The 12,617-nt window shown below is 65.2% G+C and carries 8 protein-coding genes and 1 pseudogene; 4 read left to right on the forward strand and 5 right to left on the reverse strand.

Going from position 1 to position 12,617, the window contains the following annotated elements; all coding sequences use genetic code 11:
• The first annotated feature begins 1 nt into the window (after position 1).
• The 3 genes from IIB36_15915 (at position 2) to IIB36_15925 (ending at position 4,456) form a co-directional block, all read left to right on the forward strand.
• Positions 2 to 1,450, forward strand: a complete 1,449-nt coding sequence (locus tag IIB36_15915; protein MCH7533223.1) for a DUF1552 domain-containing protein — start codon at positions 2 to 4, stop codon at positions 1,448 to 1,450.
• Positions 1,447 to 3,360, forward strand: coding sequence for an ankyrin repeat domain-containing protein (locus IIB36_15920; protein ID MCH7533224.1), 1,914 nt, complete (start codon positions 1,447 to 1,449; stop codon positions 3,358 to 3,360). The genes IIB36_15915 and IIB36_15920 overlap by 4 nt, the downstream gene beginning before the upstream one ends.
• Before the next feature lie 100 nt (positions 3,361 to 3,460).
• On the forward strand, positions 3,461 to 4,456 hold the full coding sequence (locus tag IIB36_15925) for a hypothetical protein (protein ID MCH7533225.1): 996 nt from the start codon (positions 3,461 to 3,463) through the stop codon (positions 4,454 to 4,456).
• 32 nt (positions 4,457 to 4,488) lie between these two features.
• Here the strand turns inward: IIB36_15925 and IIB36_15930 are convergent.
• Together IIB36_15930 and IIB36_15935 are read right to left on the reverse strand one after the other, a co-directional pair.
• Positions 4,489 to 5,836 (reverse strand): annotated as a pseudogene (locus tag IIB36_15930) (MFS transporter).
• Between the two features lie 6 nt (positions 5,837 to 5,842).
• On the reverse strand, positions 5,843 to 7,594 hold the full coding sequence (locus IIB36_15935; protein MCH7533226.1) for an amidohydrolase: 1,752 nt from the start codon (positions 7,592 to 7,594) through the stop codon (positions 5,843 to 5,845).
• A gap of 195 nt (positions 7,595 to 7,789) precedes the next feature.
• On the opposite strand from IIB36_15935, the gene IIB36_15940 reads away from it, so the two are divergent.
• Positions 7,790 to 8,329 (forward strand): nuclear transport factor 2 family protein, encoded by a 540-nt coding sequence (locus IIB36_15940; protein MCH7533227.1) that lies wholly within the window; start codon positions 7,790 to 7,792, stop codon positions 8,327 to 8,329.
• Positions 8,330 to 8,500: 171 nt separating this feature from the next.
• Here the strand turns inward: IIB36_15940 and IIB36_15945 are convergent, their stop codons facing one another.
• The 3 genes from IIB36_15945 to IIB36_15955 all read right to left on the reverse strand — a co-directional run bounded on the left by IIB36_15945 (position 8,501) and on the right by IIB36_15955 (position 12,596).
• Positions 8,501 to 9,424 (reverse strand): hypothetical protein, encoded by a 924-nt coding sequence (locus tag IIB36_15945; protein ID MCH7533228.1) that lies wholly within the window; start codon positions 9,422 to 9,424, stop codon positions 8,501 to 8,503.
• Complete coding sequence (locus IIB36_15950) at positions 9,421 to 11,205, reverse strand: hypothetical protein (GenBank protein MCH7533229.1); 1,785 nt, start codon at positions 11,203 to 11,205, stop codon at positions 9,421 to 9,423. Before IIB36_15950 ends, IIB36_15945 begins: the two co-directional genes overlap by 4 nt.
• Positions 11,206 to 11,294: 89 nt before the next feature.
• On the reverse strand, positions 11,295 to 12,596 hold the full coding sequence (locus IIB36_15955; protein ID MCH7533230.1) for a carboxypeptidase regulatory-like domain-containing protein: 1,302 nt from the start codon (positions 12,594 to 12,596) through the stop codon (positions 11,295 to 11,297).
• Positions 12,597 to 12,617 lie beyond the last annotated feature (21 nt).

Consider the following 12,617-nt stretch of genomic DNA (forward strand, 5'->3'; position numbering starts at 1 on the left):
AATGCAATTCATCACAGGTAAGCACGTTTCTCGGAGGACGTTCGTCCGTGGCATGGGTGCGACGGTCGCGTTGCCGTTCCTGGACGCGATGGTCCCCGCCGGGCGCTCGTGGCGTGACAGCCTAGCAGCGCCCGCCAACACTCGGCTCGTCTGCATCGAAGAGTCGATGGGGTGCGCCGGCGGCAGCGACTGGGGAGATGCTCGGAACCTCTTCGCTCCGGCGAAGCTGGGCCGAGACTTCGAGTTCTCGCCGACGAGCCAGTTGGCGCCTCTGGAGCAGTACCGGGAGTACCTGACCATCGTCAGTAACACAGATTGCCGCATGGCGGAGCCGTATCGGGCTGCGGAGATCGGCGGTGACCACGACCGCTCCACGGCGGTGTTCCTGACGCAGGCCCATCCCAAGCAAACCCAGGGCTCGGATCTCTACCTCGGGACGTCGCTCGATCAGCTGCACGCGCGGCGCTTCGGACTCGACACCGCGCTGCCGTCACTCGAGCTGTGCACGGAGCCGATCGACCGCGGTGGCGGGTGCGCCTACAACTACCACTGCGCGTACACCACGTCGCTCGCGTGGGCGTCGCCCACGCAGCCGCTCCCGGCTATCCGCGAGCCGCGGGCGGTATTCGAGCGGCTCTTCGGCGCGGGGGATACCCCCGAAGACCGCGCGGCCAGGCGCCGGACGGATCGGAGCGTGATCGACTGGATCGCGACCGAAGTCGCGAGGTTGCGCATGACTCTGGGCGCAGTGGACCGCCTGGCCATGGACGAGTATCTGGGGCACATCCGCGAGATCGAGCGGAGGATCCAGCTCGTCGAGGCGCGTAACACCAGTGGCGAAGTGCGGGAGATGCCGGAGGCTCCGTCGGGCGTCCCGGACTCGTGGGAGGAGCACATGAGGCTGATGTTCGACCTCCAGGTGCTCGCGTTGCAGACGGACCTGACCCGCGTGATCACGTTCAAGACCGGCTTCGATCAGTCGAACAGGACGTTCCCGGACAGCGGAACTACCAAGTCGATCCACGGAGCGTCGCACCACGGCAACGTCGCGGCCGACATCATGGACTACAACCTGATCAACACGTACCGCCTGAGTCAGGTCGGCTACTTCCTGGAGAGGATGAAGAACACGATGGAGGGTGACTCCTCCCTGCTGGACAAGACAGCGATCGTTTGGGGCTCGCCGATGGGTGATCCCAACCTCCACAACCACCGCCGATGCCCGCTCATCCTGATGGGCCACGCGAACGGCGCCCTGGAAGGCAACCTCCACCTGAGGGCCCCGGAGGGCACGCCGATGGCGAACGTCTTCGTAAGCCTGATGCACGGCATCGGGCACGATGACATGCACGGCTTCGGCGACAGCACCGGCGAGTTCTCCTTGACGTTTCCGCGCGGCGCCGTGAGCGCTGCCGGGGCCGGCAGCGTTTCCAGGGATAGGGGCGCATGAGCGTGCGACGGCTGCAGGGGGTGATCGGCGCCGTCTTCGTGGTGGCCTTGCTCTCGGGCGCGGCGCTTCCCCTCGACACACCGCTGGTGGACGCAGCGCGTCGGGGTGAGGTGGAGGTGGTCAGGTCGTTGCTCGAGAGCGGTGTCGACGTCACCGAGGCCCAAGGGGACGGCCTGACCGCGCTGCACGCGGCGGCGGAGCGCGGCCACGTCGAGATCACGAAGCTGCTGATCTCGGCCGGCGCTGAGCTGAACGCCGAGACCCGCATCGGTCGGTACACCCCATTGCACCTCGCCGGTCGCGGCGGACACGGGCGCGTAGTGATGGCGCTGGTCGAGGCCGGCGCCGACGTGAACGTCACCACCACCAACACCGGGGTCACGCCCCTTCACCTAGCGGCCGCCGCCGTCGGTGGCGAGAAGGCTGTCGCGACGCTGCTGGAGCACGGCGCGGCGGTGAATGCGCGGGAGGCCTCGTCGGGACAGACGCCGCTGATGTTCGCCGCGGCCTACGACCGCTGGGCGGCCGTCGGGGAGCTCCTGAGCCGCGGCGCGGATCCAGCGATCACCACCGAAGTCATCGATGTGCTCCGGAGCGTCGCGATCGATCGCGAGGCCAACCGTCGGTTCCGGCAGATGGTCGCGTCCCTGCGTGACAGCGAGGAAAAGGCCGCCGATTGGGAGCCGAGTCCGGCTCAGGTGCAGGCGGTGATCCGCGCTCAACGGGAGTTCCTTCTGGCCGACGATCCCGTGGGGAAGTTCGACGCGAGCGAGCTCGTGAACTACAGGCCGGATTACCCGGGCGGACCCGACGTCGCGCGTCCTCCGTACCGGGAGACGCTCGTCGGGAAGACGGGCGGCATGACGGCGCTACTGCATGCGGCTCGAGAGGGCCACGTCGAGTCGGCGCGCATGTTGCTCGATGGCGGCGCCAACATCGACCAGGTGAGCGGTGGCGACCGAACGAGCTCCCTCCTGATGGCCACGCTCAACGGCCAGTTCGACTTGGCGCTGCTGCTCGTCGAGCGCGGTGCGGATCCCGACTTGGCCGCCTCAACCGATGGGTCTACGCCGCTCTTCGCGGTGCTCCAGACACAGTGGGCACCGAAGTCGAACTACCCCCAGCCGCGGGCGCACGACAATCAGCAGGCGGAGCACCTGGACGTGTTGCGTGCCCTCCTGGAGGCGGGCGCCGATCCGAACGTGCGACTGAACACCCACCTGTGGTACTGGGAATACGGTCTCACCAAGCTGGGGATCGATCTGCAGGGCGCGACACCGTTTTGGCGCGCCACATTCGCCCAGGACCTCACGGCCATGAAGCTCCTCGCCGCGTACGGCGCGGACCCGAACATCCCTACGTCATGGCCGGCCATTGGGATGAGAGAGCGCCGGCAGCAGGATGGGCGCCAACAGGAAGACTCGGGGCTGCCGTCGATTCCTGAGGGAGTGCCGAGCGCGTATCCCGTGCATATCGCCGCGGGAGGGGGATGGCTCGGGCTCGGCGCCTTCAGCGTCCGTAGCGTGCCCGACCAGTTCATGTCGGCCTTGATGTACCTGATCGAGGAGCACGGCGCCGACGTCGACCTCAGGGACTCGTGGGGTTACACGCCACTGCACTACGCGGCGTCCCGGGGGGATGACGAGATGATCCGTTACCTGATGGCGCAGGGCGCGGACGTCGGGGCGATCACCCGCCTCGGTCAGTCCACGGCCGACATGGCTCGCGGAGGTCGCGCTGGCTTCTTCACGCGGGTGGCGTACCCGGAGACGGTGACGCTGCTGCGGAGCCTGGGCTCGACGTTGGAGTGCCTGCACACGCACTTCTTGGACACCGGAGACTTCTGTCCGGGCGCCGGCGTGACCTGGGGAAGTGAGTTGGGGTCCCGCAAGCCCGGAAGCGGCAGGTAGAGCCACTTTGGAACCCCGAATGCTGATGTCTATTGGCACTGTCGCAGTTCCATCCGTCGAGAGAGGTGTTTCCATGTCGTATGCGAGTCGAGTCGGTCTGATGTTTCTTTTCGTCGGCGCCGGAGTTGGCGCGACCGCGGTCGCGTTGGACGCGCAGAACAGTGCGCCCAACCCATATCGGACGGTGCCCGGGGTCTGGGCGCCGCTTCCCGACGGCCGAGATTGGGGTTCGACCAGTCTCGTGGAGGTATCCCCGGACGGCGAGACGATCTGGGCTGTCGACCGCTGCGGAGAGAACACCTGTGTCGGTCACGACGACCTGGACGTCGTCTTCCAGTTCGATAAGAGGGGTCGCATCCTCAAGCAGTTCGGAGCCGGAATGTTCGAGTGGCCCCATGGGATCGACGTGGACGACGACGGCAACATCTGGGTGGCGGATGCTCGGGGGAACGAGGAGCGCGGCCGGGGCCATCAGGTGATCAAGTTCAGCCCGGAGGGAGAGGTCTTGCTGCGCCTGGGCACGGCCGGGGTGGCTGGGCGGACCCAGACCACGCTCGACCAGCCCAACGACGTGTTGGTTGCGCCCAACGGAGACATCTTCGTGGCCGACGGGCACCCCGCGAACGGAAACAACCGGATCGTCAAGTACTCGAGTGACGGCACGTATCTCATGGAGTGGGGCGAGACGGGCGCTGAGCGTGGGGAGTTCAGGACGCCGCACGCACTCGCGATGGATGACGACGGCCTCCTCTACGTGGGAGACCGCAGCAACCGGCGGATCCAGGTGTTCGAGCAGGATGGCACCTTCGTTCGCGACTTCTACAACATGGGGCGGGCCAGCGGCATCACGATTCACAATAACAAGCTCTACGTGGCAGACTCGGAATCCAGCTTCACGCGCAACCCGGGATTCAGGCGCGGCATCCGCGTGATGGACCTCGACACCGGCTATGTCATCGCGTTTATCCCCGATCCGGAGACCGACCCGAGCAACGCCGGAACGAGCGCTGCCGAGGGCGTCGCGGTGGACAATGACGGCAACGTCTACGGTGCGGAGGTCGGTCCTCGTATGCTGCGGAAGCACATAGCGCGGTAGGGTCAGGACGCACAGCGTTACCTCGGGGCCACTCAGCCTGGCCTCGAGTCGTGAGTCTTCAGCGCCCTCCCCGTGGGAGGCACCCGGTTCCACAACGGGATGAGCAGCAGGCCAGCGACGAGAGCGGCGACGGAGAAGCCGTAGAAGAGAATGACGGTGGTGTCGGTGCCTGGGAACCAAGCCATGAGATAGCCTGGGAGGGCCACGCCCAGGATCTGTCCGAACGAGCCCCACCCGTTGATGAAGCCAGCCGCGCTTCCTGCACCCCTCTTGGTCCCGAAATCGATGGCGGCCGTCGCGCTCAGCATCGAGTCCGGACCGTACAGGAAAAAACCGATCAAGAAGAATGCGACAAGCATCCCCCCGGTGCTGCCTGAGCTCGTCAGCGGTCCGAAGAAGAGAAGGACGATCGACAGGAGGAGAAGGCTGAGCACGCAAGCCGGAAACCGGCGCGCTTGGAAGAGCTTGTCGGAAACGAAACCGAGGGCGATCGGTGCCACGAGACCGGCCACCTCGAATGCCGCGGGAATCGCGGCTGCGAGGGCGAAGCTGTCGGACGCGAGTCGCTCACTCGCGATGACGGGACCCCAGAAGAGGATCGCGTACCGTGCGGGCTTCAATAGAAAATAGACCAGCGCCATGACCAGTACAGGAGGACTGCGGAACACTTTCCCGATGAGGTTCCAGGATCCCTCCTTCTCCTCATCGGGCGCGTCGCGGGCATCGACTACGGCCATCGGCTCGCCGCGGTACTCCTCGATCTCTTCGAGCCCGACATCTCGCGGTCGATCGCGCTGGAGGAAGTAGAAGGGAATCGAAATCAGGAGGAGGACGGCGGCGCCCGAAAAGAACGCCCAACGCCAATCGTCGAAGACCGAGTAGGCGACGTACCCGGCGAACGGGGATGCGACCATCCCGCCGAAGGCGTAGCTCGTGCACCAAAAGCCCATCACCCGGCCCCTCTCCTTGGACGAGAACCAGTACGCCATGTTCTTGGTCAGGGGTGCCCACCCGGTGGATTGGCAAAGACCTTGAACGAAGAAGAAGATGCCGAGGAGAACGACCGTGGAGGAAAGCCCCATGGCCACCGCGATAGCGGTCGACGCGAGCATCCCTCCGAGCACCACTCGCCGGGGGCCGAATCGGTCGGCGGACATGCCCCACAGGAACTGGCCCAGACCGTACGCGACGCTGTAGGCGACGTCGATGTTGCTCGCCATGAACCGGCGAGAGCCCGACCGCCGGATCCTCCAGAAGCCCGAGCTTGGCCACCGAGAATCCCTTGCGCGTAAGGTAAAACCCGGCGTAGGCGAGCCAGGTGATGCCGAAGATCCGCCAGCGCCAGCGCTCGTAGACGGGGTCCGTCTTTATCGCAGCTATGCTCTCTTAGCTCCCCTGGCTGCTCTCATACACGATCCTGCCACCGACGACGGTCATGTGGACCGTGATATCCTTGATCTCGTCGGCGGGGACCGCGGTCGGGTCGCTCGACAGGATCACGAAGTCGGCCAACTTCCCTGCCTCGATCGATCCCTTGATGTCTTCCTCGAACACCGAAAAGGCGCTTCCCATCGTCCACACCCGGATCGCCTCTTCGGGCGATATCCTCTGCTCGGGGCCGTAGACCTTCCCCTCCGCGCTCGTGCGCGTCACCATGCTCTGAATGCGAAGCATCGGAATCGCGGCGCTGACCCCGTAGTCCGAATTGCCGGCTACAGGGATGCCCATGTCCAGCGCCGACCGGTTGGGGTGCATCATGCCCCATCGATCGGCCCCGAACGCCTCCATCTTGTCGCCGTGCTCGTAGACATAGGAGTGGAGAACGAGGACGAGCTCGAGCTCCCTCACCTTCTGGAGAATGGCGGGACTTACCACGCTTGAATGCTCGATTCGGTGCCGGTGGTCCGGCCTGGGCAGCCTGACGAGAGCCTTCTCGAACGCCTCGAGGAGCATCGTGATCTCCCGGTCACCGTTCGAGTGGACACCCACCTGGAATCCCGCCTCGTGGATCGTGAAGATCAGGGAATCCAACTCGCTCTGGGTCTGATCGGGCGGGATCCCGTAGTAGTCTCGCTTACCCGTGGCCGGATTGATCATGTCGTAGGGCTCGAAGAGCCAGGCGGTTCTCCCCGACAGGGAATTGCCGTGATGCGCCTTGATGGGCCCAACCTTGACCCACGAATCCCCGAATCCCGTGCCGAGTCCTCCGGCCCGGAATTCATCGAGGTACTCACTGAGGACCATCATGACCACGCGAACGGGGGATCCCGGACCCACCGCCGCCCGGAACAGACCCAGTTTCTCGGGGGTCCCCCCCGCGTCGACGACCGTCGTGATCCCGGTCTTCGCGAACTGCCGGAGCGTCCGCTGGATCCCCTCCACTTCGTCCTGCCTCGTGATAGGAGTCTCGGGCGCTGCCTGGCGGAGGACGCGGCAGGCGACCTCACGACAGACGCCGTTCGGTGTCCCATCGTCCGCTCGATCGAACGCTCCTCCGGGAGGGTCCGGCGTGTCCCGGGTGATCCCGGCGGCCCTCAGTACGAAAGAGTTCGCAACCCCGAGGTGACCACTCGAGTGCGTGAGGTAGATGGGGTGTCTGGTAGAGGCCTGATCCAGATCCGCTCGAGTGGGGTGTCGGCCGAGCTTCGTGTCCTCGTAGCGGATGCCCCGAATCCACTGACCCTCCGGAACCAGCGCTGCTTTGGCCGAGAGCGCATCGATCAGCTCGGCCATCGAGGCGACGCTGGCCGGGCGAAGGTCCACCGTAGCGAGGGGAGACGACTCCGGATAGGTGGGCCGGGGATGCATGTGCGCATCGATGAACCCAGGAGTGATGGTGCGTCCTTCAGCGTCGATCACCGTCGTAGATTCACCCACCCAGCGGCGGATCTCCGACGTGGAACCCACAGCGATGAACTCGTCTCCGAGGACCGCGAAGGCCTCGGCTCTGGGACGCGCGCTGTCGACCGTGATCACGTTCCCATGCAGCACCACTAGGTCGGCCCGAGCATCGGGGCCCGATTGGCAGGCGCCCAGAGCCAAGATGCCCCACAAGCCGAGATGACGGGACCTCGCCCGCGATCCGTGATTCCATCTCCTGCCGCTGCGGGTCCCCGCACAGGTGGCTCGCTTCGACATGAGCCGCACCTCCTTCTCAGTTGTCCAACACCTCACCGTGAACCTGCGGGAAGAGCCGATGCTCCAGCAACCAGGGAGTCGTAAGCGCCCAAGGTAGGACGAGGCTCGTGCCATCCGTCGGAAACGGACGTTACGTCCCGATCTGTATGAGGAACGGGGGGATCTTCTGGTGGTAATTGACGGATGGCATGCCTAGTGAGTCCGATACCGTGCGACGATCCGGTTCGATACCGTCGCTATCTCCTCGCATTAGGCGTACTCCTGGCCGGGGTTGCGTGTGGTCCGGGTGGAGAGAGCGAGGGCAGCGTCGATCGCAGTGCCGTGGAGCATCTTGTCCATCAGCTCGCGGTGGCCTGGGAGACTGGCGACACGACCCTCCTGAAGGGAGTGCTCCATGAGAGTGCGCGTCTTGCATATCCCCGACGTCGCGTGGATCGAGCCACATGGGTGCAGGAATTAGACTCGTTCTCTCAGACTCACACCGACACGCGGATCTATGTCCACCAAATCACGGTGGATGGCCAAGATTTCGCTGTTGAATGGCAATTCGCGACGACGGATCGCGGCTCTGGGACGCGGACGGTGGTCAGCGACGCGATCATAGGCCGGGTGCAGGACGGTAGGATTATCCTGTGGAAGGAGTACCTGGACGGCCGAGTGCCTATCTTGCAGCGGGAGGGTCAACTACATCTGGAGGAGGGGGAGGAGCCGTTCCCCTGGCCACTGGTGCGCTGACTCGCGTGCCTCGCTTGCGGTGGGCAGATTGGTTGCGCCGCACGTGGCACACCCATAGCCCCAAGCAACGTCTTTTCGCGGCTGTCGCCAGGTGGTCAAGTCCCGTCCTGCTCCAAAACCCAGCCGATGGTGAATCGGTGAGTTCGCACCGATCTGTCTCCTCGCTGGAGATCACTCTTTGTTCCCCCGGCGCCCGACTCCGCGTGGCATGGCAAGGACCAGCGTCGTCCCGCTTCTCCATCCGCGGACCTGAACAAGGCGCGAGCTCGCCGCGGTACGGCCGCTGACCATGTCTCTGACGGTTACCGTGAAGCGGTAGCGTCCCTTGGGGAGGGCCGATTCCACGCGACGCAGCTCCCCCAGAGAGCCGTCCGCCCGGGCTGCCGACTCACCGGAGAAGAGCGCGCGGACTGCTCGGTCTTCGCCGTCAGGGTCGTCGAGGGGCTCGATCGAGATCTCGGTCTCGTACAGGTTGCCCGAGGGGAGATTGTAGATCTCGTAGTAGACGTCGAAGGAGCTTTCAGGGAACTGACTTGTGGGCAAGAGGGCGAGCGTTACTCCGCGGCGAGACCAGCCGGTCTTCGCGTCGGGCAGCCCGAACGCGATATCGCTGAGCATCAGGTCGGTGCCGCTGTAGTCGGGGATGATGAAGGGCGTGGTATAGAGTTGCCCTCTCCCGGGCCTGGCGGCGTCGGTTACGATCAGGCGCTGTAGCGTGGTGGCTGAGGGCTGCGCCTCGACCTCGACGTAGGTGTGCAGCAGGTGCTGCCCGGGCAGCGCACGCGGCACGCTGACGAACACGGAGTCGATGGTGGAGAATACGGAGAGCCGCGCGGTGTCGGCCAACACGAACCTCACGTCGAAGCGATAACGAACTCGTCTGTCGATCCTCTCGGCGCGGAGCCTCCTCACCGGCACCGCGACCGCCGCTACGACCGTGGTGCCGCCCCCGTCGCTGCGAAACGTGTACAGGTCGTAGAAGAACGGAAGAGCCCTTGGGGGAGAAGGGAGTGGCGTATCGCCGTTCCCCGCTGGCGTTGCCGCCAGAATGCAGAGGATCGGTACGAGGCCTCGAAGCATCATCAACCTCTTCACCCCTCCACGATGATCGGTCGGCTCGTCACCACCGGCGTCCGGCCGAAGAGGTCGAGTTGCAGGTGGAGCGTGTACTCGCCCGGCTCCAGATCGGGAAGCTGCAACTCCAAGGAGCGGAACACCGTCTGCACGCGGTCGGGGCCCGTCTCGTCGAACGTGATGTCCACGCGCTCGTCCGGTTCGATTACGCCCAGGAACTCTCCCACCCGCGTAAGGAAGCCCGGACGACCCCGGCTGAACCCGATGGTGACCCGGACCGGCTCCCGGATGCGAAGCCCGTAGACCTCCCAGACAACGGGGAAGCGCTCGCCCGGCCTCAGCCGCACACCGGGCCGCACGTCCGGTATCGCCTCATCGAGGGATTCCGGTAGGGGCGTCCCTTCCCTCAGGATCATCAGGTCCGATACGTCGACCAAGCCCGGCGTCAACGGGAGCTGAACCACACCCTGCCGTGCGCGCCACGCCTGCTTCCCTTCCAGGTCCACCACCTCGAGGCTGCTCACATACCGGCTGGGCCATGCCTGGATGGTGAGCACGCCTTCGGGGTCGCTGCCCTGGACGGAGACGGACTCCTCTCCGTCCTCCGGAACCAGGAAGAGCGCCGCGTGAGCGGGCCCCTCGAGGCCGCCATCGGTCCCCCATGCCGAGAGCACGCGTCCGCTGGCGTCGACGTCGGGAACGGTGGGCCGGTAGGCACCGACGACCAGCATCTGGTCGCCTCTCCGGAAGCGGCCGACCTGTGTCTCCAATCCGCGCATCTCGGGGGCGTACGGCGGCGCGTACCACGTTCTCGCCTCTCGCGGTGCGGTGATCCAGCTCTCCGCGGGAATGTCCGAGGGCGACTCCAGGAAGTCCTCGGGGAAGAGGTATCCCCTGCTCTTCGGATGGTGATGTCCGACCATCCGGCGGGTGTCCTGTAGCCCACCGAAGCCTCTCCCTGGGTTGTGGGTGCGGCTGTACCCGGTGTTCCTCCCGTAGCGGATCAGCGTCTCTTCCATGTCCTCCTCCCACTCCAATCCCAACGGAGTGGCCGCGTCCTCTCGGTTCTTGGCCACGACCCACCGAGCAAAATGGTCCGTCAGGCGATCGTTGCCCTCGAAAAGGAAGAGCGGATCCGACAGGCGCCAGAAGAGCTCCCACTGGCGCTCACGCTCCATCGGGGAAGCGCTGTTGAATTCTTCCTCGGCGTCTCTAGTGAAGATGTAGCGGGGCGTCGTCCACTCCTGCCGCTCCTCGTCCGGCATGGCAGCGAGTGCCTCACGGAAGGCGGCCTCCGCGTCGACGTACTCGGTCCACACATGGAGGACGTAGCCGAGAAGCGCGGAGCACCACCACGTCTCCCGGATCCCGCATTCCGTTGCGACCCGCTGTGCCTCCCCCATGTTTCGACTTTCCACGAGGTAGTGGACCAGTTGCCCGATAACCCAGCGGTCACTGACCTGTTCGAAGGCGTCGAACAGGGATCGGATCAACTCGACGCGTGCCTGTCCGACCTCGCGAAACTCACTGGGAAAGTCCTCCTCCTCCTCGCCGCCGAACCAGATGCAGATGCGACCGATGCGCTCGTCGCAGCGCCCCCCGGGCCGCTCCATCTCGACGGGGATGCGACTCTCACGGAAGCGCTCGAACTCCCGCTGAAGCTCATGCACGTTCTCGAGAACCTCAGCGGAGTCGGCGGGCGTGGTTTGGGAGAGAACGCTCGCCGGGCCGAGTAGGAGAGCGAGAACCGTTCCCCCGACCGCGGAGACCCTAGCGTCGAATGGTCGAATGGAGGTTCGCATGGAGTCCCTGGGCGGAGGCGCGAGTCACGGTCCGGTCACTCTGCTATGACGTCAGGTACACCGGTAATCGCACGCGTGGTCCTGCTCGCTCACCTCCGAGTCCAAATGAGGACGACGCCGCAGGTGCTGAACATCGAAGTGTACTCGATTGGCGTGGAAACGCCGTGGTAGACCTCGATCGCCTCGACTTCCTGCGGAGAGACGCGGTCGAGATTCCAATCAACCATCCGTATTCCGTCCAGGTACACCGGCAGCGGACACGGACCCAGAGTTAGACTGGTGCTCCGCCTGCTGACGACTCGGGTCTCACCGGCCAGCCCATACTGTAGCCTGATGCCGGGAACGCGCCGAAAGAGGTCGGATACCACCGTGGGATCGATCCTCTCGATCTCTTGCGGGGTGAAATGGTTACCCAGGCCGTCCTTGGCCCTCCGGAAGAACCCGTTCTGCTCGAGGTAGCTGGAGCGGACGGTCACCTGGATCGCCTCGAGCTCGATCGGTTGAGTGGACATCGTCACGGAGAGCTCGACCGTTCTGCCGGGTTGCACGATCAGTGTCGCCGTGCGGGGGGCGTAGCCCAGGCGCACGAATCGGATCTCCGCCAGGCCAGGCTCCAAGTCCCTCAGAGTGAAACGGCCCTGCTGGTTGCTGTGCGAACCCCCGCGCGGCTGGGCCAGCACCGTGATGTTCACGTCCGAGAGTGCTCGGTCTCCATCTTCGGTCACCTGCCCTTCGATTCGCCCCAACGCGAATCGATCGCCCACTTCGTCAGGGTCGAGGAGAACAATGAAGTCCGGGTTCCCGGGAACCTCCAACACGCCGTTCAAGAGCTCATAGCCAACGCGCGAGATCCTCAGTAGGTGCCGGCCGGCCGGGAGGCCGACGAGCTCGAACCGACCTGTCGCGTCGGAAATCGCCCGAATTCCGAGCGCCAGCACTTCCACGATCGCCTCGCTGAGCACCTCCCCGGAATCCGTATCACCGACCCGGCCGGATTTGGAGAACCGCTCGGTCGGTGCGTCTCCCCCCCGCTGCCCCACTTTCCCGAGCCGGTCGCACCCCAGCTTTTCGCCCCCTTCGCAAGCGACGTGGAAGAGGCCTGCCGCGCGTGCGGCATCCTGAGCAACGCCGATCCCGGCTTCATACAGGAGGCCGAGACCCGTGCAGCCCATGAGCTCGCCGCCCTCGCAGGCTCGCTGGTAGAGATTCGCGGCACGCGAGGGATTCCGCGTGACGCCTTCTCCCTTCTCGTACATGAGCCCTAAGACGTAGCAGGCGATCACGTCTCCGTCGTCGCAGGCGGGCTGGTATAACTGCTCAATGTCCTGCGAGGCGACCGGAAACGGCAGCAGGCTCACGAGTACAGCTGCAAGCCGGGAACCGAGTTTCATGCCGCCTCCTTCAGCGCGATC

The sequence above is a fragment of the Gemmatimonadota bacterium genome (assembly GCA_022560615.1).
Lineage (GTDB): Bacteria > Gemmatimonadota > Gemmatimonadetes > Longimicrobiales > Gaopeijiaceae > UBA1138.